The 23,725-nt window shown below is 58.1% G+C and carries 17 protein-coding genes and 2 pseudogenes; 10 read left to right on the top strand and 9 right to left on the bottom strand.

Features of this window, described 5'->3' with window-relative positions; translation table 11 throughout:
• Nucleotides 1-33 precede the first annotated feature (33 nt).
• The 4 genes from nifJ to uspF all read left to right on the top strand — a co-directional run bounded on the left by nifJ (nucleotide 34) and on the right by uspF (nucleotide 5,914).
• A complete protein-coding gene (nifJ, locus tag RTE01_RS14065) occupies nucleotides 34-3,561 on the top strand; it encodes a pyruvate:ferredoxin (flavodoxin) oxidoreductase (RefSeq protein WP_134525743.1) in 3,528 nt (1,175 codons plus the stop codon).
• A 360-nt stretch (nucleotides 3,562-3,921) separates the two neighbouring features.
• Nucleotides 3,922-5,040 carry a porin OmpC gene (gene ompC / locus RTE01_RS14060; protein WP_041145247.1) on the top strand — a complete coding sequence of 373 codons (1,119 nt, stop codon included), beginning with the start codon at nucleotides 3,922-3,924 and terminating at the stop codon, nucleotides 5,038-5,040.
• 145 nt (nucleotides 5,041-5,185) lie between these two features.
• On the top strand, nucleotides 5,186-5,398 hold the full coding sequence (locus RTE01_RS14055) for a KTSC domain-containing protein (protein ID WP_041145246.1): 213 nt from the start codon (nucleotides 5,186-5,188) through the stop codon (nucleotides 5,396-5,398).
• A gap of 81 nt (nucleotides 5,399-5,479) precedes the next feature.
• A complete protein-coding gene (uspF, locus tag RTE01_RS14050) occupies nucleotides 5,480-5,914 on the top strand; it encodes a universal stress protein UspF (protein ID WP_041145245.1) in 435 nt (144 codons plus the stop codon).
• A 207-nt stretch (nucleotides 5,915-6,121) separates the two neighbouring features.
• Here uspF and RTE01_RS14045 read toward each other — a convergent pair whose 3' ends face one another.
• Nucleotides 6,122-8,791: an autotransporter outer membrane beta-barrel domain-containing protein gene (locus RTE01_RS14045; RefSeq protein WP_134525741.1), complete on the bottom strand. Its 2,670-nt coding sequence runs from the start codon at nucleotides 8,789-8,791 to the stop codon at nucleotides 6,122-6,124.
• 1,139 nt (nucleotides 8,792-9,930) lie between these two features.
• Between RTE01_RS14045 and RTE01_RS26620 the strand changes: the two genes are divergently transcribed.
• From RTE01_RS26620 to ttcA, 3 genes and pseudogenes are all read left to right on the top strand, one after another.
• On the top strand, nucleotides 9,931-10,140 hold the full coding sequence (locus RTE01_RS26620; RefSeq protein WP_409372338.1) for a hypothetical protein: 210 nt from the start codon (nucleotides 9,931-9,933) through the stop codon (nucleotides 10,138-10,140).
• A 50-nt stretch (nucleotides 10,141-10,190) separates the two neighbouring features.
• A pseudogene (locus RTE01_RS14040) lies at nucleotides 10,191-10,472 on the top strand (tyrosine-type recombinase/integrase); the annotation flags it as partial.
• Between the two features lie 106 nt (nucleotides 10,473-10,578).
• Nucleotides 10,579-11,514 carry a tRNA 2-thiocytidine(32) synthetase TtcA gene (gene ttcA / locus RTE01_RS14035; protein ID WP_041145244.1) on the top strand — a complete coding sequence of 312 codons (936 nt, stop codon included), beginning with the start codon at nucleotides 10,579-10,581 and terminating at the stop codon, nucleotides 11,512-11,514.
• Nucleotides 11,515-11,562: 48 nt separating this feature from the next.
• Here ttcA and dbpA read toward each other — a convergent pair whose 3' ends face one another.
• The 7 genes from dbpA to RTE01_RS14005 all read right to left on the bottom strand — a co-directional run bounded on the left by dbpA (nucleotide 11,563) and on the right by RTE01_RS14005 (nucleotide 18,758).
• Nucleotides 11,563-12,936 carry an ATP-dependent RNA helicase DbpA gene (dbpA, locus tag RTE01_RS14030; RefSeq protein ID WP_041145243.1) on the bottom strand — a complete coding sequence of 458 codons (1,374 nt, stop codon included), beginning with the start codon at nucleotides 12,934-12,936 and terminating at the stop codon, nucleotides 11,563-11,565.
• A 14-nt stretch (nucleotides 12,937-12,950) separates the two neighbouring features.
• Entirely contained in the window at nucleotides 12,951-13,136 is a 186-nt protein-coding gene (gene ynaL / locus RTE01_RS26615) for a proline-rich small protein YnaL (protein ID WP_071844916.1), read from the bottom strand.
• Nucleotides 13,137-13,418: 282 nt separating this feature from the next.
• Nucleotides 13,419-14,402 carry a zinc transporter ZntB gene (gene zntB, locus RTE01_RS14025; protein ID WP_041145242.1) on the bottom strand — a complete coding sequence of 328 codons (984 nt, stop codon included), beginning with the start codon at nucleotides 14,400-14,402 and terminating at the stop codon, nucleotides 13,419-13,421.
• A gap of 63 nt (nucleotides 14,403-14,465) precedes the next feature.
• Entirely contained in the window at nucleotides 14,466-15,422 is a 957-nt protein-coding gene (locus tag RTE01_RS14020) for an ROK family protein (RefSeq protein ID WP_134525739.1), read from the bottom strand.
• Nucleotides 15,419-16,279 carry an ABC transporter permease gene (locus tag RTE01_RS14015; RefSeq protein ID WP_041145240.1) on the bottom strand — a complete coding sequence of 287 codons (861 nt, stop codon included), beginning with the start codon at nucleotides 16,277-16,279 and terminating at the stop codon, nucleotides 15,419-15,421. Before RTE01_RS14015 ends, RTE01_RS14020 begins: the two co-directional genes overlap by 4 nt.
• A gap of 1 nt (nucleotide 16,280) precedes the next feature.
• Complete coding sequence (locus tag RTE01_RS14010) at nucleotides 16,281-17,201, bottom strand: ABC transporter permease (protein WP_045855111.1); 921 nt, start codon at nucleotides 17,199-17,201, stop codon at nucleotides 16,281-16,283.
• A 24-nt stretch (nucleotides 17,202-17,225) separates the two neighbouring features.
• On the bottom strand, nucleotides 17,226-18,758 hold the full coding sequence (locus tag RTE01_RS14005) for an ABC transporter substrate-binding protein (protein ID WP_041145238.1): 1,533 nt from the start codon (nucleotides 18,756-18,758) through the stop codon (nucleotides 17,226-17,228).
• Between the two features lie 230 nt (nucleotides 18,759-18,988).
• On the opposite strand from RTE01_RS14005, the gene RTE01_RS14000 reads away from it, so the two are divergent.
• The 3 genes from RTE01_RS14000 to RTE01_RS13990 are packed head-to-tail and all read left to right on the top strand — an operon-like array spanning nucleotide 18,989 to nucleotide 23,408.
• Complete coding sequence (locus RTE01_RS14000; RefSeq protein ID WP_134525738.1) at nucleotides 18,989-20,125, top strand: ROK family transcriptional regulator; 1,137 nt, start codon at nucleotides 18,989-18,991, stop codon at nucleotides 20,123-20,125.
• 10 nt (nucleotides 20,126-20,135) lie between these two features.
• Nucleotides 20,136-21,587, top strand: a complete 1,452-nt coding sequence (locus RTE01_RS13995; protein WP_123551349.1) for a M81 family metallopeptidase — start codon at nucleotides 20,136-20,138, stop codon at nucleotides 21,585-21,587.
• A 3-nt stretch (nucleotides 21,588-21,590) separates the two neighbouring features.
• Nucleotides 21,591-23,408: an ABC transporter ATP-binding protein gene (locus tag RTE01_RS13990; RefSeq protein WP_041145235.1), complete on the top strand. Its 1,818-nt coding sequence runs from the start codon at nucleotides 21,591-21,593 to the stop codon at nucleotides 23,406-23,408.
• Nucleotides 23,409-23,455: 47 nt separating this feature from the next.
• Here the strand turns inward: RTE01_RS13990 and RTE01_RS13985 are convergent.
• A pseudogene (locus RTE01_RS13985) lies at nucleotides 23,456-23,718 on the bottom strand (ferric-rhodotorulic acid/ferric-coprogen receptor FhuE); the annotation flags it as partial.
• Between the last annotated feature and the right edge of the window lie 7 nt (nucleotides 23,719-23,725).

Here is a 23,725-nt window from a genome sequence, read left to right as displayed (position 1 = left end):
TTTTTTGTTTGCGCAATGTTAGGGTCTCTTTTTATGATTACTATCGACGGTAATGGCGCGGCCGCTTCTGTCGCGTTTCGCACCAGTGAAGTTATCGCCATCTACCCCATTACCCCCAGCTCAACGATGGCCGAGCAGGCGGATGCCTGGGCGGGTAACGGGCTAAAAAATATCTGGGGCGACGTGCCTCGGGTGGTCGAAATGCAGTCGGAAGCCGGGGCTATTGGCGCCGTGCACGGGGCGTTGCAAACCGGGGCCCTTTCGACCTCCTTCACCTCCTCGCAGGGCCTGCTGCTGATGATCCCGACGCTGTACAAACTGGCCGGTCAGCTGATGCCGTTTGTCCTGCACGTCGCCGCGCGTACCGTCGCCACCCACGCGCTCTCTATTTTCGGCGATCACTCCGACGTGATGGCCGTGCGCCAGACCGGCTGCGCGATGCTCTGCGCCAGCAACGTCCAGGAGGCGCAGGATTTCGCCCTGATTTCGCACATTGCGACCCTCAAAAGCCGGGTGCCGTTTATCCATTTCTTTGACGGCTTCCGCACCTCGCACGAAATCAACAAAATCGCGCCGCTGGCGGATGACACCCTCCGCAGCCTGCTGCCGCAGGCTGAGATCGACGCGCATCGCCTGCGCGCGCTCAATCCCGAACATCCGACAATCCGCGGAACCTCGGCTAACCCAGACACCTATTTCCAGTCCCGTGAAGCCACTAACCCGTGGTACGACGCGGTCTACGACCATGTTGAAACGGCGATGGACGATTTCGCCGCCGCCACCGGCCGTCGCTATAAACCGTTCGAATTCTATGGCCATCCGCAGGCCGAACGGGTGATTGTGGTGATGGGTTCCGCCATCGGCACCTGCGAAGAGGTGGTGGATGAGCTGCTCAGCCGCGGCGAGAAGGTCGGCGTGTTGAAAGTGCGGCTCTATCGCCCCTTCTCCGCCACTCACCTGCTGGAAGCGCTGCCGGAAAGCGCGCGCGCCGTCGCCGTTCTGGACCGCACCAAAGAGCCCGGCGCCCACGCGGAGCCGCTGTACCTCGACATCATGACCGCGCTGGCGGAGGCGTTTAACCGCGGTGAACGCGAAACGCTGCCGCGCACCATCGGCGGCCGCTACGGCCTGTCGTCAAAAGAGTTCGGCCCGGAGTGCGTGCTGGCGGTGTTTAACGAGCTGAACGCGGCGAAACCGAAGCCCCGCTTTACCGTCGGTATCTATGACGACGTCACCAACCTCTCTCTGCCGCTGGGGGAAAACACCCTGCCGTCGGAGGCGAAGCTGGAGGCGCTGTTCTACGGACTGGGCAGCGACGGCAGCGTGTCGGCGACCAAGAACAACATCAAAATCATCGGCAACTCGACGCCGTGGTTCTCGCAGGGCTACTTCGTCTACGATTCGAAAAAGGCCGGCGGACTCACCGTTTCGCACCTGCGCGTCAGCGAGAAGCCGATTCGCTCCTCCTATCTTATCTCGCAGGCCGATTTCGTCGGCTGCCATCAGCTGCAGTTTATCGACAAATATCAGATGGTGGAGCGCCTGAAGCCCGGCGGGATTTTCCTGCTGAATACGCCGTATGCCGCCGATGAGGCGTGGTCGCGTCTGCCGCAGGAAGTGCAGGCGATGCTCAACCAGAGGCAGGCGCGCTTTTATATCGTCAACGCCGCCAAAATTGCCCGCGAATGCAGCCTCGGCGCGCGTATCAATACCGTGATGCAGATGGCGTTCTTCCATCTGACGCAAATTCTTCCGGGCGACAGCGCGCTGGCCGAACTCCAGGGCGCGATTGCCAAAAGCTACAGCAGCAAAGGCAAGGAGCTGGTTGAGCGTAACTGGCAGGCGCTGGCGCTGGCCCGCGAGTCGCTGGCCGAAGTGCCGCTGCAGCCGGTCAACGCCGCCAGCCCTAACCGCCCGCCGGTGGTCTCCGATGCCGCGCCAGACTTTGTCAAAACCGTCACCGCCGCCATGCTGGCCGGCCTCGGCGATGCGCTGCCGGTCTCCGCTCTGCCGCCGGACGGCACCTGGCCGATGGGCACCACCCGCTGGGAAAAACGCAATATCGCCGAAGAGATCCCTATCTGGAAAGAGGCGCTGTGCACCCAGTGTAACCACTGCGTCGCGGCCTGCCCGCACTCGGCGATCCGCGCCAAGGTTATCTCTCCTGAAGCGATGGAAGCGGCCCCGGCCAGCCTGCATTCACTGGACGTAAAATCCCGCGATATGCGCGGCCAAAAATACGTTCTGCAGGTGGCGCCGGAAGATTGCACCGGCTGTAATCTGTGCGTCGAGGTTTGCCCGGCCAAAGACCGGCAGAACCCGGAGATCAAGGCCATCAATATGATGTCGCGCCTTGAGCACGTTGAGGAGGAGAAGGTCAACTACGACTTCTTCCTCAGCCTGCCGGAGATCGACCGCAGCGCGCTGGAGCGCATTGATATTCGTACCTCTCAGCTGATAAGCCCGCTGTTTGAGTACTCCGGCGCCTGCTCCGGCTGCGGCGAAACGCCGTATATCAAGCTGCTGACCCAGCTCTACGGCGACCGGATGCTGATCGCCAACGCCACCGGCTGCTCGTCAATTTACGGCGGTAACCTGCCGTCAACGCCGTATACCACCGACGCCAACGGGCGCGGCCCGGCGTGGGCCAACTCGCTGTTTGAAGATAACGCCGAGTTTGGCCTCGGCTTCCGCCTCTCCGTGGACCAGCATCGTCAGCGCGTGATGCGCCTGCTGGGGCAGTTTGCCGACGCGATACCGGCGGAGCTCAACGATGCTCTGCACGCCGAGGCCACCCCGGACGTCCGCCGCGAGCAGGTGGCGGAGCTTCGCCGCGCGCTGGTCGGCGTTGAGGGAGCCCAGGAGCTGCTGACCGACGCCGACGCGCTGGTGGAAAAATCCATCTGGCTGATCGGCGGCGACGGCTGGGCCTACGATATCGGCTTCGGCGGCCTCGACCACGTGCTGAGCCTGACCGAAAACGTCAATATCCTGGTGCTCGACACCCAGTGTTACTCCAACACCGGCGGCCAGGCCTCGAAGGCCACGCCGCTCGGGGCGGTCACTAAATTTGGCGAGCACGGCAAGCGTAAATCGCGCAAAGACCTCGGCGTCAGCATGATGATGTACGGTCACGTCTACGTGGCGCAGATTTCGCTGGGCGCCCAGCTAAATCAGACGGTGAAAGCGATTCAGGAAGCGGAGGCCTATCCGGGACCGTCGCTGATTATCGCCTACAGCCCGTGCGAGGAGCACGGCTACGATCTGGCGCTGAGCCACGATCAGATGCGTCAGCTGACCGCCACCGGGTTCTGGCCGCTCTACCGCTTCGACCCGCGCCGGGCGGATGAAGGTAAGCTCCCGCTGGCGCTGGACTCTCGTCCGCCGTCGGACGCGCTGGCGGACACGTTGCTCAACGAGCAGCGCTTCCGTCGCCTCAACGCCCAGCAGCCGGAGGTGGCGGAGCAGCTGTGGAAGGATGCCGCAGCCGATCTGCAAAAACGCTATGAGTTCCTTGCGCAGATGGCCGGTAAAGCGGAGAAGCCCGCCGTCGAAAGCTAATTTGTACCGCGCCTGAGCGTTGCCATAAAAAAAGCCCGAATAGATATTCGGGCTTGTCATTTTACCGTTTAAATAGCCCGTAAGAGGACAGCGAGCTGCGGCAGCAAAAATGCGGCTGACAATAAACAAAGGCATATAACGCGCGAATAATATCCCATTAATTTTCCGCCGTATAATTTTTATTTTATATGTATTTCCTTGACATATTCACCAAAGCTATTGCCGTAACAACGGTATTATTTATTTTAGATTTTACTTATATCGTAACAATTGATACTTACCCGGATTTAACAGCCTTCATTTAGCATGAGTTTACTTCCTCGCAGGAAGTCAAAACAAAAACATTAAAGGAATATCTAAATGAAAAGAAAAGTACTGGCCCTCGTTATTCCGGCATTATTAGCTGCTGGCGCTGCTCACTCCGCCGAAATTTATAACAAAGACGGCAATAAGTTAGACCTCTACGGTAAAGTAGATGGTTTACATTATTTCTCCGATGATACTAACTCTGATGGCGATATGAGCTATATCCGCCTCGGCTTTAAAGGCGAAACTCAGATTAACGATCTGCTGACCGGCTACGGCCAGTGGGAATATAACGTTCAGGCCAATAATAGCGAATCCGATACCAATAACGCCTGGACCCGTCTGGCATTCGCCGGTCTGAAATTCGGCGACTACGGTTCGTTCGACTATGGCCGCAACTACGGCGTACTGTACGACATTGAAGGCTGGACCGACATGCTGCCGGAGTTCGGCGGCGACACCTGGTCGAAGGCCGACAACTTTATGACCAACCGCGCTAACGGCGTGGCAACCTATCGCAATAGCGACTTCTTCGGTCTGGTGAACGGCCTGAACTTCGCGCTGCAGTATCAGGGCGCGAACGAAAACCAGGTGTCAAACGAGCAGCAAGGCACCGGCAACGGCGGCGACCGCTCGGTTAAAAACGCCAACGGCGACGGCTTCGGTATCTCTTCGACCTACGATCTGGGCATGGGCGTCAGCTTCGGCGCGGCGTACTCCAGCTCCGACCGTACCAACGAGCAGACTCACCGCTCGACCGCCGGCGGCGATAAGGCCGACGCCTGGACCACCGGCCTGAAATATGACGCCAACAATATCTATCTGGCCACCATGTACTCTGAAACCCGCAACATGACCCCTTACGGCAACCAGAGCGGCACGATCGCCAACAAGACGCAGAACTTTGAAGTCACCGCTCAGTACCAGTTCGACTTTGGCCTGCGCCCGGCGGTCTCTTTCCTGATGTCGAAAGGGAAAGACCTGAACAACACCGACGGCGACAAGGATCTGGTGAAATATGCCGATATCGGCGCGACCTATTACTTTAACCGCAATATGTCCACCTACGTTGATTACAAAATCAACCTGCTGGACGAAGACGATAGCTTCTATGCAAACAACGGCATCGGCACCGATGACGTCGTGGCGCTAGGCCTGGTTTACCAGTTCTGATGCCGTGGCCCGCTGGCGACAGCGGGCCTGCGCCCCTCTTTCTGCCGACATTTTAACCAAATCAAAACAATATACCTGTTGCGTTAAAATAGTCGTCCAGTGGATGATATATTGCTTAAAAGACCGCTCGTAAAGGACGCCAGCAATGCATCATCATCCCGTAAAATCATCACGAATTAGCTCCGTCGCCTACGACGAAGCCTCCGGCATCCTTGAAATACGCTTTCGTGACAATAAAACGCTACAGTACTGCGACGTTCCACCGCGGGTGTTTCACAACTTTCTGCAGGTCGTTTCAAAAGGTCGTTTTTATGACGGGGTTATCAAAGGTAAATTTACCGAACGTGCCGCGGTCTGAAGCCAAAGTGTGACCCTGGTCATTGTACATATTGCCCCTGAATGTCGTACACTTTTAAAGGTTAATTAAACAGGAGGTTTTATGACCAGAATAATTCTTGTACCCATAGATATTTCTGATACAGAATTAACTCAACGCGTTATCAGCCACGTTGAAGCCGAAGCACGGATTGATGATGCCGAAGTCCACTTTCTGACCGTGATCCCCTCTCTTCCCTATTATGCCTCGCTGGGCATGGCCTATACCGCAGAGATGCCGCCGATGGATGAGTTCAAGGCGGATTCCGAAAAGCGGCTGAAAGAGGTGGTGAAGCAGTTTGCCATCCCTGAAGACCGGGTGCATTTCCATATTGCCGAAGGTTCGCCGAAGGACAACATTCTGGGGCTGGCGAAGTCGCTGCCGGCAGATCTCGTCATCATCGCCTCGCACCGCCCGGATATCACGACTTACCTGCTTGGCTCTAACGCCGCGGCAGTCGTGCGTCACGCTGAGTGCTCCGTACTGGTTGTTCGCTAACCTCGCAAGCCCGCCACCGGTGCGGGCTTTTTATCTTAATCCTTCGCCGATGAAACGCTCTTAACTGTGCTGGTGAATCCGTACCCTACACGCCACAGACTGATACTCCGACGTCAGGTGCCATAAGTGATACAGGATGAGTGACAGGCTCGCGCTTATGCGACAGAGCCTGTACAGGGTCCCTTCTGCTATCCAGCCTCTGTACTATCAGAAACTGTACTTTCCCCCTAGCGTCGCGGATGTATCGCTGTACCCCTTGTCGCCAAGCTGCTGAGCGACGTTACCCCAAAGACCAAACTGCTTATTGAGCTGACCTTCTACTCCCATTTTCAACTCAGCAATATTCTTTGCGCCATTCTGTTTCACCACGACACCATCCATACGACTGGCAAAGTCATGGGTGTTATGCAGCCAGTTCACTTCCGCGAACGGTTGGAAGGTACTCTCCTTACCATCATCGATTTTTGTGGTATTGCTGATGTAAGTTTTCGCACCCAGACTGGTCTGGACATTACCATCCCCTTCTCCGGCGACTTCCGTACCGTTTAGCTCTGTGTGTTTATCGGCCTTCACGCCCATCCAGGTCAGCGCGGCTTTAGGCTGGATGAAGTACGACTGTAGGCCGTCTTCAGCCTGCCCCAAACGGAAGGTATAACCGCTTTCCACTGACGCGGTGAAACCCTGCGAGTCATAGGCTTCACTGCTCATCCCTTCACCAGTCACCCGGTTTTTAAACCAGCTGTACTGTGCCCAGGTGCCTACATACGCCCCGGTCTTGTCCGTTTTGTTGGCATACCAGGTACCGTACACGCCAGTGCTGTAGCCATTGATCGAACCATCTGCACGGTAGCCATTGGCATTCGATATCGTGTTACTTTTGCTGTTCGCATAGCCTGCCATAACCCCGAGATGGTAAAGGTCATCGCCGTTCGAGCTCCACTGGACAATCTCCCCTCCGATCTGCAGAACGTAGCGGTTAGCCTGCGTTTTCAGTTGACCACTGCTGTCCCGTGAACGGTTATGGCCTCCTTCATTGCGCAGCCACATGCTGGTCACTTTCTTCTCGCCAGTCAGGGCGTCGGTGTACTGCGTTTCCCCGATAAGGTCGTGAAGACGCGTGGTGAACAGGTTGTTGGCTGCCGCTAAATTGGCAGCATAGGCACCGGATTCCGGACGCAGCACCTGAGTAGTATTACCCTGATCTTGCCAGCTATTCAGGTACCAGTTGCTGGCGTTACTGCCCTTGCCGCGCACCAGTGAGTAATCGTAGGCCCCTGCTGCAATACGACCATCCTGGATAAAGACGCCGTCGGATTGACCATTGACCGAAATAATCTCGATACCATTCAGGGTCTGCGCTCCGCTGCCGCCGATATTGTTAAACAGGACAGAAGAGGTACCGGAGGTATTGCCGTTAACGATCAGCTTATCCGTTACCGAACTGTCGTCACCCAGTACGGTATCAAACGTCAGCGTGCCGCCATTGCCAACGTAGTTGCCGTTAATAACGGTGGTATCGCCGGCGCGTTCGTTCGCCATGGTCAGGCTACCGGAGTTAGTGAGCGTACCGACCTGGTTAAGCGTGGTGGTCTGCACGCCGTCACTGGAAGCGCCGCTGGCAGTCATCAGGATACCCGCGTTAACAAGGGCGTTAGCACCTGTACCGAAGTCGCTCGTGTCGCCTGACATGTCCCACGTACCTTCGATGGCATTGGTGACGGTATTTCCTTCGTTTCCGAGCTGAACTTTACCGGTAATGCGGCCAGCATTGGTGATGGTGCTGGTTCTACCCTGGGTAATAATGGCGTTGCCATAAGAGGGAGCTTCAATCTTGCCGGTGTTGGTGATGGAGGTCGGCCCGTCGCCATTGTTCTCAGCATAAATTCCGTTCCCCCAGCTTGCGATATCACCGCTGACGTTAATCGTCATATCCGTGGCGTTACTGCCATTAACGGCATAAATCCCATGCGCCCCGGAGACTGCGCCGGATGCGGTGATGTCGGTCATCCCGGTGCCATTATTCATGGTATTAATCCCGTCCCCTCCCACACCGATATTACCGCTGGCTTTAATCGTCATGTCCGTAGCGGTGGTATCGTTATTGGCATAAATCCCGTGCCTGCCGCTGCTGATATTGCCTAATGTGGTAATGGCGGTCACCCCGGTGCCATTGTTGGTGGCATTAATCCCGTCCGCCCCGACGCCGAACGTGGAATCAGCGGCAATCGTTAATCCCGTGGTGTTACTGCCATTAACGACATTAATCCCCACGTTTCCGCTGTTAATAGTGCCTGTTGTTGTAATGACGGTCGCCCCGGAGCCATTGTTCGCGGCATTAATCGCATCCTTCCCGACGCCGAACTCGTTATTGGTGGTAATCGTTAATCCCGTGGTGTTGCTGCCATTGACGACATTAAGCCCGACGTTTCCGCTGTTGATAGTGCCTGTTGTTGTGATGACGGTCGCCCCGGAGCCATTATTTTGGGCAGAAACCGCGTAGGACCCACCGTTGACATGACCACTGGTGCTAACCATCATGTTCGTGGCGCTATTATCATTAATGGCGCTAATCCCGATCTCACCGCCGACAATCTTCGACTGATTCTCATCCTTAAATATCAGGTCCCCCCCACTGTTGGTAAGCTCGAGAGCGTGCACATCCGTAGTATCGACACCAAATCCGGGCGTTGTGGAGACATTCAGCGATGACCCGGTCAGGTCTATACCATTCGCTTCACTCCCGGAGCAGACATAGGTCATCGCGTCGGCTGAATTACAGGGACCGGCTGCCTGAACGGAGGTAATAAGCCCGGTGATAATGACCGGCGTGGAGAGAATGGCAAGTCTTACAGAATTAGCTAATACGTTACGCTTCATAGGATAATCCACTCTGGTATGATTGTTATGGTCCAGGTTCCTGTAAATGCTGTGTTCATTGTTGTTGCGTCATGACGAGCTGAATATATCGCTCTCAATACCGCCACTTGCTCACAAATTGGTCCTGGTGTTTTTGGATAAAAAACAAATAAAAAAAATTAATAAACATTCATTCTTAACGGATAGTTTCCGGGATTAATCCATTACCAGCAGTGGCATTTTGTCGGTGTATTCCCCGCGGGAAATCTGTACACATACTTTTACCAGGCCGGAACGGCTATTCGCCAGAAGCACTTTAGCGGGCTATTATCCCAGCCATTTTGACACTGCCGCATGCTTTGCTTTATTGGGTAACGCCAGCTTGCGCGAATTTCACTGCGCACCTTTATTTGCACTGAGTTAATGGGATTGCAGCAGCTATACCAGTCGCGATATATCCTGCGATGTCGCACAAAAATTTTGCAGCGCATCGCAACCCGATGGCTACAGTTCATTTAGCAGATGCAAAGTCAGCATAATAACAATGACTGGAATTAAAACCGCAAAAGGCCTTGCAACTCCCTGAGGGCCTGCCCTGGTAGTTTTATCTTAAAAATCTTTTTCAGCCTGTGGCATCGTTCTTTCGCGTATATTAAGCAAATTAAAGCCGTGCTCCAGCCGAGATAAAGAGTACTGTTTGCCTTAGTTGGCGCCGGTGCCCACTGAAATAGATAGGGTTACCGGCCCTGAACTAATATTAAATGGCAGCATTCATGCTTCACGAAAACTTTCGTAAAATTCAGCCAGGTGCTGATAAATCGAAAAACCGTCTCGCCAGAAAATACCTTTCCTGAGGGATGACACCGCTACAACGATATCAAGTTTTTTTAACCTGCATACGTGTAAACACTCCGCCAGAACAGCAGGACATCATCTTGACCCTTTTACACGCACCTTCTTCCCTACTATTTGAAATAATATAAATCGATATCCCACCAAAGGAAATCGGTTTCACAAATAAAAATACATAATCGTGACGCGGATCACCATGATTATATTATATGTATAAATATCAATATCATATAAAAACAAGCGCACTGTATAGCAAGATAATTTCTACGATGAAATCGATTTCTTATGAATGCAACTAATACCGTACCGTGAAAGTGGCGCCGGCCTGCCACGTTCAATATGCACGTCACCGATACTCGGTAGCGCATAAGCTGGTTGGTCCGTGTCTGTTGCTAAAGGCAGGCCAGATGACGATCGCGCGCGGGCATCAGGGGCAGCATGTAACCCGGAAGCCATCAGTAAGATTTAAATGGCGCAGATCGTTTTTAATGAAGAGCGGATGGTTAGACAGGTTCTGAAGGCGTGGGCTGGCACTGAAGCCCGGCAGATTGAACGTTACCGACAAGGCTTTCACTACAGGGAGTATGGCGCCAGCGATCCCCAGGATCTGCGCGTTGTTTTAATCCCTGGAAAGCGGAATGAGCAGCAGAAGCCCTGCTACTCTCACCGCAGTATTGGTCGTAGATGGGAAGCCGCAGTAAAACGCGCTGGCATTCGGCGTCGGAATCCGTACCATACGCGACATACTTTTGCCTGTTGGTTGCTATCAGCCGGTGCTAACCCATCTTTTATTGCTAACCAGATGGGGCATGAAAACGCGAAAATGGTTTACGAAGTCTACAGTACATGAATTGAAGAAATGAATGGCGATCGGGTAACGATGCTCAACGCCAGGCTTGAACTGTGATTTAACCTTGCCCCTTATCTGCCCCTTTTTGTTTCAGAGAACGTTAATAATGCTTGATATTCAGCAAGTTACAAAGAAAGAGAAGTACAACATCGACAAGTTGCAGAAGCGCCTGCGCCGCAACGTCGGCGAAGCCATTGCCGATTTCAATATGATTGAAGACGGCGACCGGATTATGGTTTGCCTTTCCGGCGGGAAGGACAGCTACACCATGCTGGAAATCCTGCGCAGCTTACAAAAAAGCGCCCCCATCTCTTTCTCTCTGATCGCGGTAAACCTCGACCAGAAACAGCCCGGCTTCCCTGAGCACATTCTGCCTGAGTACCTGCAGCAGCTCGGCGTCGAGTATAAGATTGTCGAAGAGAACACCTACGGGATCGTCAAAGAGAAGATTCCTGAGGGCAAAACCACCTGTTCGCTCTGTTCGCGCCTGCGTCGCGGGATCCTCTATCGTACGGCCACCGAACTCGGCGCGACTAAAATCGCCCTCGGCCACCACCGCGACGACATCCTGCAGACGCTGTTCCTCAATATGTTCTACGGCGGCAAGATGAAAGGCATGCCGCCGAAGCTGATGAGCGACGACGGTAAGCATATCGTTATCCGCCCGCTGGCCTACTGCCGTGAAAAGGATATCGAGCGCTTCTCGCAGGCGAAGGGTTTCCCAATTATCCCATGCAACCTCTGCGGCTCTCAGCCTAACCTGCAGCGTCAGGTGATCGGCGACATGCTGCGCGACTGGGATAAACGCTATCCGGGGCGCATCGAGACCATGTTCAGCGCCATGCAGAACGTCGTGCCGTCGCACCTTAGCGACGTCAGCCTGTTTGACTTTAAAGGAATTACCCACGGTTCTGACGTGGTTGACGGCGGCGACCTCGCGTTCGATCGCGAAGAGATCCCGCTTCAGCCTGCCGGCTGGCAGCCGGAAGAGGATGATGCTCAGCTGGACGAGCTGCGGCTGAACGTGGTGGAAGTGAAGTAAACCGCCAACAGGCGTCTCAGCGCGGTGGCTGAGACGCTCTTGCCTACTCTATTTCAGCAAACGAACCCGGCAGTTCTTGCCCTTAATCTTGCCGTTCTGCAGCAGCTTAAACGCTTTGTTGGCCACGCCCTGGCGCAGCGCCACGTAGACGTGCGCCGGATGAACGTTGATCTTGCCGATATCGGCGCCATCGAATCCCAAATCTCCGGTCAGCGCACCCAGTACGTCCCCTGCGCGCATTTTGGCCTTCTTACCGCCGTCAATGCACAGGGTCGTCATTTCGGCTTCCAGCGGTACGATCGTGCCGCCGGTCGGCGCGTTCATCCAGTTCAGCTTCAGCTGCAGCATTTCCGCCAGAATATTGGCGCGCTGGGCCTCTTCCGGCGCGCAAAGGCTGATCGCCAGCCCGCTTGCGCCGGCGCGTGCGGTACGGCCGATGCGGTGAACGTGAACTTCCGGATCCCAGGCCAGCTCGTAGTTAATCACCAGCTCCAGGGATTTAATATCGAGACCGCGGGCCGCCACGTCGGTTGCGACCAGCACGCGCGAGCTGCCGTTCGCAAAGCGGATCAGGGTTTGGTCGCGATCGCGCTGCTCGAGATCGCCATGCAGCGACAGCGCGCTCTGCCCGGCAGCGTTGAGCGAATCGCAAACGGCCTGGCAATCCTTTTTGGTATTACAGAACACCACGCAGGAGGCCGGTTTGTGCTGGCTGAGCAGCTTTTGCAGCAGCGCGATTTTGCCTTTCTGCGAGGTTTCGAAGAACTGCTGTTCAATTGCCGGCAGCGCGTCAACGGAATCGATCTCGATGGTTTGCGGGTCGTTCTGCACGCGTCCGCTAATCGCCGCAATGGCCTCCGGCCAGGTCGCGGAGAACAGCAGCGTCTGCCGCTCGGCGGGCGCAAAGCGAATCGCTTCATCAATGGCGTCGCTGAAACCCATATCGAGCATTCGATCCGCTTCGTCCATCACCAGCGTCTGCAGCGCGTCCAGCGAGACGGTGCCCTTCTGCAGGTGATCGAGCAGGCGTCCCGGCGTGGCGACGATAATGTGCGGCGCGTGCTGGAGTGAATCACGCTGGGCGCCAAAGGGCTGGCCCCCGCAGAGGGTGAGAATTTTAATATTCGGCAGAAAGCGCGCCAGGCGACGCAGCTCACCGGCGACCTGATCCGCCAGCTCGCGCGTCGGGCACAGGACCAGAGACTGCGTCTTGTACAGCGTGGCGTCAACCTGCTGGAGCAGGCCGAGGCCGAATGCGGCCGTTTTTCCACTGCCGGTTTTTGCCTGCACGCGCACATCTTTACCGGCCAGAATCGCCGGCAAAGCCGCCGCCTGGACCGGGGTCATCGCAAGGTATCCCAGCTCGTTCAGGTTATCGAGCTGGGCGGCGGGCAAAACGTTCAGTGTTGAAAAAGCGGTCACAATTTTTTCTCGTGTTAAAGGGCGCGCAATTGGCAGGCGCGTATCCTCGCAGAATTGCGCCTCTGATGCGACAATTTAATCGGTTCGTCGTCCGGCGGCGGATCGGGTAAAGGATGCGGACGAGGCCGCGGGTCCGGCACCGGCGTCGGGTCGTTGGGTTCAGGTGAAATGGGTATTGAATTTAAAGGCTGGTATCGCATTTTGACTCTCCCGGTTATGAGCGGGTGTACCACCCATTAAGCGTAGAAGCTGGCCGCAGGAGAGCAAAAAAAAAGCCGACTCAATAAAGTCGGCATCGTACGAATCAATTGTGCTATGCAGTAATTCAAAAAAGGAAGTAAGACAATATGGAGCGCAACGCCCATCGCTTGACGTTGCATTCACCTGCGAGAGAGATATTGCCCCGAATGGGTAGATGGTTTATTGATTTCGCTCAAACATTGCCGGTTTTTCGCAATCGGACGCTGATAAAAGGCGATTATTTACAGCCATTTACTGCGATGTAACCACCACGCAACACCGCCAATCAGAACAACTAACATCACGCAAAAGATGGAGAAGCCCAGATGCCACTCATTGCCGGGGATCCCGCCGAGGTTGACGCCAAACAGGCCGGTCAGAAAGGTACTGGGCAGAAAGACCATTGCCATCAGCGACATGGTGTAGGTTCTGCGCGACATCGCCTCCTGCATAATTTGCGCGATCTCATCGCTCATTATCGCCGTGCGGGCAATGCAGCTATCGATCTCATCCAGGCCGCGGCCGAGGCGATCGGAGATATCCTGCATGCGCCGACGCTGGTCGTCATTCATCCACGGCAGACGTTCGCTGGCCAGCCGGGAGTAGGCATCGCGCTGCGGGGCCATATAGCGGCGCATCACTATCAGCTGCTTGCGCAGCAGGGCCAGGAAGCCGCGCGGAGGGACCTGCTGATCCAGCAGATTATCCTCAAGGTCGATTATCCGGTCGTGCAGCTGTTCGATAAATTCGCTGGCATGATCGGTCAGCGCGTCGCAGATATCCACCAGCCAGCTGCCGCAGTCCACCGGGCCGGTACCTTCGCGCAGGTCGCCGAGCACGTCGTCCAGCGCCAGCACCCGCCGCTGGCGAGTAGAAACGATTAAACGCTCGTCCATATATAAGCGCATCGCCACCAGCTGATCCGGCCGTTCGTCGGTGCTGCCGTTAATGCAGCGCAGCGTAATCAGCGTGCCGTCGCCGACCCGCGTCACCCGCGGCCGGGTGCTTTCGCCCGCCAGCGCATCCCGCACGCTGTTCGGCAGCAGCGGCGTTTCCGCCAGCCACTGTGCGCTATCGGCGTGGGTGTAGTTGAGATGCAGCCAGCAGGGATGCTCTTTATCGATAGTGTCGCTATCCGTCAGCGGTTTTACGCCGCCCTGTCCGTCAAACTGCCATGCAAAAACGGCATCCGGTACATTCAGTTCCGCACCTTTAATCGCCTCCACCAGACCTCCGTCAACTCAGGCTTAATTTTCGTAGTCTAGCCTGACGCCTCCGTTAAGCAAGGGCTAAAACAAGCAGGGTGCTGAATTCGCTGATAAAAGCCGCTGTCCGAGAATGCTGGCGCCGATAAGGCCGCCGTCGCTCGCGTGGCGGCCCGCAACGATCAGCGGCCGCGCTGTTTTCAGCAAAATCTTACGCCGCAGGGCCTCGTCAAGGCGGCTAATCAGCGCCGCCTCGCTCGCCATGCCCCCGCCGGCCACTATTCGGTGCGACCCGAGAATATTGACCGCATGGGCCAGCGGCTCGCTCACCACCTCCAGCCACGCGGCGAGGGTCAGTGCCTGGGGTTCGCGGCCCGCCAAACCCTGGGCAACAATCTCCCGACTGCTCAGCGCCTGGCCGCTCAGAATATGATGCAACCGCTCAATCCCCCTCGCCCCGCCTAAGGTGTCGAGGCACCCAGTCTGCCCGCAGCCGCAGGGCAGGCGCGGCAGGCTCAGGCTGTGCTCGCCGACCTTTAGCGCGGTCTGCACGATTGGCGCGTGGCCCCACTCGGCGCTGATCCCCTGATTACCGTAAAGAATATTGCCATGAATCGCGATGCCGCCGCCGATGCCGCTGCCGAGAATAATCCCCAGCACCACCGGGAACCCCTGCGCCGCGCCGCCGCTCGCTTCCGCGAGGGTAAAGCAGTCGGCGTCATTGGCCATCACCGCCGGACGCCGCAGCTCCGCGCTAAGGGTCCGGGTCACGCTGACGCCCTGAAAAGGCGGCACGTTGCTGGAGAGAATGCGATCGGTAGCGACATCCACCACCCCGGCGCAGGAGAGCGCCAGCGGGCTTTCTGCCGCTAGCCTGTCGCCGTAGCCGGCAATGATATCGCCAACGGCCGCCGAAAAATCGCCCCAGCTGCCGGTGGGAACGGGGCGCTGGCGGATATCGTCGATAGCGCCCGCGGTTTCGGAGATGGCGCTTTTGATAAACGAACCGCCAATATCGAGACAGAGCACCGGCGCGTTCACAGGCGAGTGTCCAGCAGGTCGCGCAGGCCGTCGCCGAGAATATTAAACCCGAGAACCGAAAGGACGATAGCCAGCCCCGGCCACAGCGAGATCCCAAGGCTGATCCCAAGGAAGTTGCGCCCATCGCTCATCATCGTGCCCCACTCCGGCATCGGCGGCTGCACCCCCATGCCCAAAAACGACAGCGAGGCGGCAGCCAGAATCACCGAACCGCCGGTCAGGGTGGCCTGCACGGTAATCGGCCCCAGCGTGTTGCGCAGAATATAGTGAATAATCTGCCGCCGGTAGCCGATCCCCAGCGCGCGCGCCGCTTCCATATACTCCATATTTTTAATACCCAGCGTCAGGTTGCGGCTCAGGCGGGCGTATACCGGCACCGAGAAAATGGCGATCGCCAGCAGCATGTTTATCAGCCCCGCCCCCAGTACGCTCACCAGCAAAATAGCCAGGACGATCCCGGGAAAGGCGAAAATTACATCCATAATCCACATAATGATGTGGTCGACGCTTTTGCCGCACAGCGCCGCCATAATCCCCAGCGGCAGCCCCATCGCCAGCGACAGCGCCACGCTGACCACCACCTCGATAAGGGAGATCCGCGCGCCGTATATGATGCGGGAAAAAATATCGCGCCCGTAGTCGTCGGTGCCCAGCCAGTGTTCCGCCGAAGGCGCAGAGAGAATATTGAGGAGATCCTGGTCATAGGGATCGTAGTGGCTCAGCCACGGCGCAAAGAGCGCGCCGAGAACAATTAAGGCCACGATAAAACCGCCAATGGCGATCGACGGATGGTCTATTCCCCAGCGCAGGCCGTTCATCAGGCCATTGCGCGATTTGGCGAGTGAGATTTCAGACATATTAATCAAACCTTATTTTCGGGTTGATCCTGGCGATAATCATTTCGCCCACCAGATTCATCACCACCACGCTGGCGACCGTTATCATCGTCACGCCCTGAATAACCGGATAATCGCGATAGCGCACGGAATCCACCAGGTAGCGCCCGATGCCCGGCCAGTTAAATACCGACTCCGTCACCACCGCTCCACCGATCAGGCTGCCAAAGTTGAGCGCAATAATGGTCACGATGGGGATGAGGGCATTGCGCAAGGCATGCTTAAAGTAGACGTAGAACGGCGCCAGCCCTTTGGCCCTGGCGGTGCGAATATAGTCTTCACCGAGCACGTCCACCATGCTCGAGCGGGTCATGCGCGACATCACCGCCATCGGGAAAATACCGAGGCACACCGAGGGCAGAATATAGCTTTTCCAGCCCTCGGCCCCCAGGAGCGGCAGCCAGCCCAGCTTCACCGAGAAGGTGTCCATCGCGATCAGGGCCAGCCAGAAGTTGGCGATTGAGGCGCCGGCAATAGCGATCAGCATCAGGGCGTGATCGGCGGCATGATTGCGATAAATCGCCGCGCACATCCCCATCGGAATGCCGAGCACCACCGCCATCAGCCACGCCAGCAGCGCGAGGCCGAGGGTATAGGGCGCCCGCTCGCCCAGCTCGGCGGAGACCGGCTGCCCCGATTTTAGCGAAATGCCGAAGTCGCCTTTGAGCATCCCAACCACAAAGTGCCCGTACTGCAGCGCCAGCGGATCGTCAAGCCCGAGGCGGGAGTGCATGCGGCTCACGTCGTCCTGGGTCGCCTGCGGGCCGGCCATCAGCCGCGCAGGATCGCCGGGGAGCATCCTGATCGCCAAAAAGACGATCAGCGATGCGCCGAGCAGGATAAGCGGCAAGGAAAGCAGTTTTTTGATGACGTAGGCTTTCATAACGACTCCAGTCAGGCCCCTGCTTTACGGCTTCTGGGCGTTGATAACGATAATTTCGCCGCCCGGCTCCATCCGCACGCCTTTGATATCCGCGCGGGTGGCGTAGAGATCGTCCTGGAAGTAGAGCATCACGTGCGGCGCATCCTGCATGATGACCTTCTGCGCCTGCACGTAATCGGCGATGCGCGCCTTGTCATCCATGGTGGTCGCCGCTTTGTCCAGCAGGTCGTCGAGAGTTGGGTTTTTATAGAAGCCGAGGTTGGCGCCAACCGGCGCGGCGCTCTGGGAGTAGTACAGCGGACGCAGCTGTAAATCGGATCCGTTGAGGCCGGAGGACCAGGAGGCAAGCACGGAATCGGTGCGGTTCGCCAGCTTTTCAGCCGCCGGTGCAAAGGCAGCCTTGCTCCAGACGCCGCTTTCCATCTGCTGAATATTCAGCTTAACCCCCACCTTGCCCCACATCGCCTGCAGGATTTGCGCGGTCCGGGCGTCTGGCCCCTGTACGGCGATATTGATGTCAAATCCCTGCGGATAGCCGGCATCCTTGAGCAGCGCTTTGGCTTTGTCGATGCTGTAAGCGTATTCGTTGAGCGACTTATCGTAGCCTTCATTCACCGGCGCCAGCGGCGAGTTAGCGGCGGAGGCGTAGCCAAACATCACCGCCTTCAGCAGCGCGTCTTTATCCGTCGCCAGATTCAGCGCCTGGCGCACGCGGACGTCGTTGAGCGGTTTCTGCTCAACGTTGAGCGCCACCCAGAATACCGACGCGCCCTCGCCCTGCTCCAGCTTCACCTGCGGATTGCTTTTCAGCTGCATACCGAACTGCGGCGGCACCGGGTTAATCACGTCAACCTGGCCGGAGAGCAGCGCCATATTCATCACCGAAGGCTCCGAGCTCCAGGTCCATTTGATTTGCTCCGGGCCGCCGTTTTCTCCCCAGTAATGCGGGTTCTTTTTCTCTAAAACATACTCCCCGGTTTTATATTCCTGCAGCATATAGGGGCCGGTGCCGTCCGCTTTGCGGCCAATGGTGCCGGCTTTGTCCGCCGCCGGACTGACCATTTTCGCCGCACCGCCGGTAAGTAAATTGAGGAACGAGGGGTAGACTTTTTTCAGCGTAATTTCGACGCTGCCGTCGTCAATTTTCTTCACCGACGCAATCACGTTGCGCATCCTCGAGCTGGCGGCCAGGCTGCCTTTGGGATCGATATGGCGCTGGATGTTCGCCACCACCGCGTCGGCGTTAAACGGCGTACCGTCATGGAAGGTGACGTTCTTGCGCAGCGTGAAGGTCCAGACCTTGCCGTCCTCGCTCACCTGCCAGGCCGTGGCCAGCGCGGGGGCGATTTTGTAATCGGGGGAGAGATCGACCAGCCCTTCATACATCGGCTTGAGGACCGTGTCGGTGAAGGTCGCCGTCTGGTCGCCGGGATCCATGCTGCGCGGCGCTTCATTTTGCATCACATTCAGCGTCGCCGCCTGCAGCGCCGTGATATTGCCTACCGCCAGAACGCCTGCCAGAACGGCAAGTCGATATTTGCTCATCAATACCTTCATCGCGTACCCCTGCCCGTATGTTATTTCGCCAGTTGTGGTCATTATGTTGCTATTAAGTTTTGTTTTTACACATAACAAAATTCTTTAAATGTGATATTAGCCACCATTAGCGCTTAATTAGGTAATAAATTTAACTTATATGCGATCAGTTAGTTATTTTTGTGAAGAAACTGATTGCTAAATCAGCAGGGCGCAATTATGTTCAGAAAAAAGCGAAGGGTCGGGGCACTATGCTGAACAAACTCCAACAACAACTGGTTCATCTGGTCTGCAGCGAAGAGGGGGCCAGCCGGGCCGACCTCGCCCGCCTGACCGGCATGAGCAAGCCGGCCATCGGCGCGCTGGTCAAAGAGCTGCTGGCCGCAGGCGTCCTGCAGGAGAGCGCGATGGCCGCCTCCAGCGGCCAGGGGCGGCCTTCGGTTACCCTGTCACTTTCCCCTGATGCCGCCTGTGCGATCGGCATCTCCCTGATCGACCATCAGCTGGTGGTGGTGCTGATGAACGGCATCGGCGAAAAGATGGTCGAGCGCCATCTCACTCCCGAGGTCGAGATCCCGGCGCTTATCCAGCAGCTGGCGGCGGAAATTGCCGACCTGCTCAGCAGCGCGGCCGTTAACCGCCAGCGCCTGGCCGGCATCGGCTTTGCGCTCTCCGCCTTCGTTGACGCCGCGCAGTCGGTTTGCGTACAGTCCGCGCTGATGGGCTGGCATCAGGTTCCGCTGGCAGAGCTGCTGAGCCGCGCCACCGGCGGGATCCCGGTGGTTATCGAAAACGATACCCGCGCCCTGGCGACCTACGAAAAGACCTTTGGCCATCTGCGCAAGTACCAAAGCGCGGTCGCTATCTCCCACGGCAGCGGCATCGGCAGCGCGGCGGTGATTTACGGGCGCATCTGGCGCGGCGCCCACGGCGGCGCCGGGGAAATCGCCCACTGCACAATCGTGCCGGCGGGTAAGCCCTGCCGCTGCGGGAAGCGCGGCTGCCTCGACACCGTGGCCTCCCTGACCGCCATCTTTGAACAGGCGCGCATGGAGGGCATCGAGGCCACCAGCCTCGCCGAGCTGGAGGCGCTGGCCCGCAAAGGACACTCCGGGGCGATCCATATTCTGCACCAGGCCGGCGACGCGCTCGGGATGGCTATCTCCCACCAAATTCAGACCCACGATCCGGCGGCGATCATGCTGGCGCATCAGCCCGATAGCTTTCAGGGGCTGCTCAATACCGTGATGCAGCAGGCCATCGAAACCTATCTGCTCCCCGGCATGGCGGGGAAAACGCCACTCATCTACCGGCCGCTCGAGCAGGACAGCTGGGCGCTTGCTGCCGCAAGCGTGGCCCTTACTCACGTTTTATTTCCTGAATATTAACGAGGTCCCTATGCGCATTGCCGTTGGCGGAATACACATTGAATGCAGCACCTTCAATCCCGTACTGACTCACGAGGACGAATTTCGCACGGTCGAAGGTGACGCGCTGCTGGCGGCGCCCTACTTTCAGTTTCTCAAGGACTATCCGGCGACCTTTCTGCCCACCCTGCACGCCCGCGCCATCCCCGGCGGCCCGGTCGCGCGTGCCGCCTATGAGAGCTTTAAGGCCGAGTTTCTGACCCGCCTGCAGGCGGCGCTGCCCGTTGACGGCCTCTATCTGGCGATGCACGGCGCGATGTACGTTGAAGGGCTGGAAGATGCCGAAGGCGACTGGATCGCCGCCGCCCGAGCCTGCGTCGGCGACGCCTGCCCGATAGCCGTTAGCTACGATCTGCACGGCAACGTGACCCAGCGCATTATTGACGCCATTGATATGTACTCAACCTACCGTACCGCGCCGCATATTGACGTTGAAGAGACCATGCGCCGCTCCGTCACCATGCTGGTCAACAGCATCACCACCGGCGTACGGCCCGGGGTGGTCTGGGCGCCGGTGCCGGTGATGCTCCCCGGCGAGCGCACCAGCACCGAAGATGAGCCGGCGAAAAGCCTCTACGCCACCCTGCCGGCAAGCGATCGCCTTCCCGGCGTGCTCGATAGCTCGCTGATGGTGGGCTACGTCTGGGCCGATGAACCGCGCGCCACCGCCGCCGCCATTTTTACCGGCACCGACCTGAAGGTGCTGAAACAGCAGGCGGAGAAGCTGGCGCAGTCCTACTGGGACGCGCGCGAGGCGTTTGCCTTCGGCTGCCGCACCGGCAGCGTGGCGGAGTGCGTGAAGGAGGCCATCGCCAGCCCGACGGCGCCGGTTATTCTGGCGGACTCCGGCGATAACCCCACCGGCGGCGGCGTGGGCGATCGCGGCGACGTGCTGGCCGAGCTTCTGCGCCAGCATGCCAGCAATACCCTGGTCGCCGGCATTGCCGATGCCCCGGCGACCCAGGCTGCCTTTCGCGCTGGCGTTGGCGCACAGCTTGAGCTGACCGTTGGCGCGCAGCTCGACCCGGCTGGCGAAAGCGTCAGCGCACGCTTTACCGTTAAGCATCTTCTGCCCGCGGGCGCGCACGGTAGCGCTAACCAGGCCGTGTTACAGGTCGCCGGCATCACCGTGGTGGTCGCCGACCGTCGTCGCCCCTATCACGATCTCGCTGATTTTAGCGCGCTCGGCTTAGATCCGCGCCGGGTGCAGATTCTGGTGGTCAAATCGGGCTACCTGTCGCCGGAGCTGGCGCCGCTGGCCAACCCCAACCTGATGGCCCTTTCCGAAGGGGTGGTCGATCAGGATATTGAGCGCGTGCCGCGCCGGCGGATGCTCACCCCGACCTGGCCGTTCACCGGCACGCTTGAGTTCACGCCGCGGGCGTTCGTTTCCGCCAGAGCCCCTTTTGCCGGGGAGTGCTGATTGATGAATACCCCGACGCCTTCTCCGGTGCTGAGTGTAGACAATCTGTCGGTCTCGTTTCGCCGCGGCGACAGCTGGCAGAAAGTGGTGCGTAATATCAGCTTTACCCTTAATCCGGGCGAAACGCTGGCCATTGTCGGCGAATCGGGTTCGGGGAAAAGTGTCACCGCGATGGCGATTATGCGCCTGCTGTCATCGCGCAATAGCCGCACGGAGGGCAGCGTGAGCCTCGGCGGCAGGTCGCTGCTGGCGCTGCCGGAGGAGGAGATGCGCCGCATCCGCGGCGCCGAGGTGGCGATGATTTTCCAGGAGCCGATGACCAGCCTCAATCCTGCCTTTACCATCGGGCATCAAATCGCTGAAGTCTTTATTCATCACCAGGGATTATCCAAACGCGAGGCGAAGCGCCAGGCCATTGCCCTGCTGGAGAAGGTCCGTATTCCCCACGCCGCGCAGCGCTATGACGAGTACCCGCATCAGTTTTCCGGCGGCATGCGCCAGCGCGCCATGATTGCGATGGCGCTGGCCCTCAGGCCTAAGCTGCTGATTGCCGACGAGCCCACCACCGCCCTCGACGTGACGATTCAGGGTCAGATTCTCGATCTGATTAAAACGCTGCAGGCGGAAAATAATACCGCGGTGCTGTTTATTACTCACGACATGGGCGTGGTGGCGGAAACCGCGGATCATACGCTGGTGATGTTCCGCGGCGATGCGGTGGAGTGCGCGCCAACGCCGGGGCTGTTTTCCGCCCCCCGGCAGCCCTACACCCGCGCGCTGCTGGCCTCGGTGCCGGCGGCCGGTGAAATGGCGGCCGTTAGCGCCCCGTGTCGGTTTCCGTCGGTGGATTTACAAACCGGCGAAACCCGGCGCTATCCGCCCGAGGCCGCGCTACCCGACCGCTCGCAGCCGCCTGTGCTGTCGGTAAAGAATCTGGTGACCCGCTTCCCGGTTAAGCGCGGTTTTTTCAATCAGCTAAGCGGCCATATTCACGCCGTGGAGAACGTCAGCTTCGATTTGTGGCCGGGAGAGACGCTCTCGCTGGTGGGCGAATCGGGCTGCGGAAAATCGACCACCGGGCGCAGCCTGATCCGCATGATTCAGGCGCAGTCCGGCGACGTGACGCTCAATGGCTACAGCGTCCTGCAGGCCGACCGCGCGCAGCAAAAGCGCCTGCGTCAGGATATGCAGATGATTTTTCAGGATCCCTTTGCCAGCCTCAACCCGCGGCTAAAGATCCAGGAAACGCTGATTGAGCCGCTGCTGGAAAACGGGCTGGCCACGCGCCAGCAGGCGCTCGCACGCTCGCAGGAGCTGATTGAAAAGGTTGGGATGAGCGTGTCGGTGCTGAACCGCTATCCGCACGAGTTCTCCGGCGGCCAGCGTCAGCGTATCTGCATCGCCCGGGCGCTGGCGATGAACCCGAAGGTGATTATTGCCGATGAGTCGGTGTCGGCGCTGGACGTATCGGTGAAGGCGCAGGTGGTCAACTTAATCATCGAACTGCAGCGCACCATGCAGATCGCCTTTCTGTTTATCTCGCACGACATGGCGGTTATCGAGCGCATCAGCCACCGGGTGGCGGTGATGTATCTCGGCGAAATCGTCGAGATTGGCCCGCGTCAGGCGATTTTCACCCACCCTCAGCACCCGTATACGCAAAAGCTGATCGCGGCAATTCCGAAGACCGATCCCGCGCGCCGCCATCTGCTGCGCGAAGGCAGTAACGACGAGCTGCCGACGCCGTTTCGCGATAAGGCCTGGCAGCCCCCCGCCCGCACCTATGAACAGGTTGGCCCCCAGCACTGGGTGATGCGCTAGCCTCCCCGCCCGCAGGCCCTCTTGCGAGGCGCCTGCGGGAGCGGTAATCAGAACCTGTAGTTCATGCTCAGCGAAACGCTGCGCGGCTCCCCGTACACTGCGGAATCATCGAGGCAGGAGTCATATTCACGATCGAAGAGGTTGTTGATATTGGCGTGAACAGGCTCACCAGCGGGTAGCTGCCCTGATACAGGCGCCGCGTTTCGCCGTCCGGCCCGCAGAGGTCTTTGTAGACCCGATTCTGCCAGGTTACCCCGCCGCCGACGGTTCGCACGGGCAGCGCCGGGATACGATAGCGCGTGAAGAGCTTGCGCTGG

Origin of the sequence: Klebsiella terrigena, from assembly GCF_006539725.1 — a bacterium.
GTDB lineage: Bacteria > Pseudomonadota > Gammaproteobacteria > Enterobacterales > Enterobacteriaceae > Klebsiella > Klebsiella terrigena.
The sequence above is the reverse complement of the archived record's forward strand: the minus strand, read 5'-3'. Positions and strand labels throughout refer to the sequence as shown.

Excerpts from the sequence above, each read along its gene's own strand:
- nifJ (WP_134525743.1), top strand. The coding sequence starts at position 34 with ATGATTACTATCGACGGTAATGGCGCGGCCGCTTCTGTCGCGTTTCGC.
- ompC (WP_041145247.1), top strand. The coding sequence starts at position 3,922 with ATGAAAAGAAAAGTACTGGCCCTCGTTATTCCGGCATTATTAGCTGCT.
- RTE01_RS14055 (WP_041145246.1), top strand. The coding sequence starts at position 5,186 with ATGCATCATCATCCCGTAAAATCATCACGAATTAGCTCCGTCGCCTAC.
- uspF (WP_041145245.1), top strand. The coding sequence starts at position 5,480 with ATGACCAGAATAATTCTTGTACCCATAGATATTTCTGATACAGAATTA.
- RTE01_RS14045 (WP_134525741.1), bottom strand. The coding sequence starts at position 8,791 with ATGAAGCGTAACGTATTAGCTAATTCTGTAAGACTTGCCATTCTCTCC.
- ttcA (WP_041145244.1), top strand. The coding sequence starts at position 10,579 with ATGCTTGATATTCAGCAAGTTACAAAGAAAGAGAAGTACAACATCGAC.
- ynaL (WP_071844916.1), bottom strand. The coding sequence starts at position 13,136 with ATGCGATACCAGCCTTTAAATTCAATACCCATTTCACCTGAACCCAAC.
- RTE01_RS14015 (WP_041145240.1), bottom strand. The coding sequence starts at position 16,279 with ATGTCTGAAATCTCACTCGCCAAATCGCGCAATGGCCTGATGAACGGC.
- RTE01_RS14010 (WP_045855111.1), bottom strand. The coding sequence starts at position 17,201 with ATGAAAGCCTACGTCATCAAAAAACTGCTTTCCTTGCCGCTTATCCTG.
- RTE01_RS14005 (WP_041145238.1), bottom strand. The coding sequence starts at position 18,758 with ATGAAGGTATTGATGAGCAAATATCGACTTGCCGTTCTGGCAGGCGTT.
- RTE01_RS14000 (WP_134525738.1), top strand. The coding sequence starts at position 18,989 with ATGCTGAACAAACTCCAACAACAACTGGTTCATCTGGTCTGCAGCGAA.
- RTE01_RS13995 (WP_123551349.1), top strand. The coding sequence starts at position 20,136 with ATGCGCATTGCCGTTGGCGGAATACACATTGAATGCAGCACCTTCAAT.
- RTE01_RS13990 (WP_041145235.1), top strand. The coding sequence starts at position 21,591 with ATGAATACCCCGACGCCTTCTCCGGTGCTGAGTGTAGACAATCTGTCG.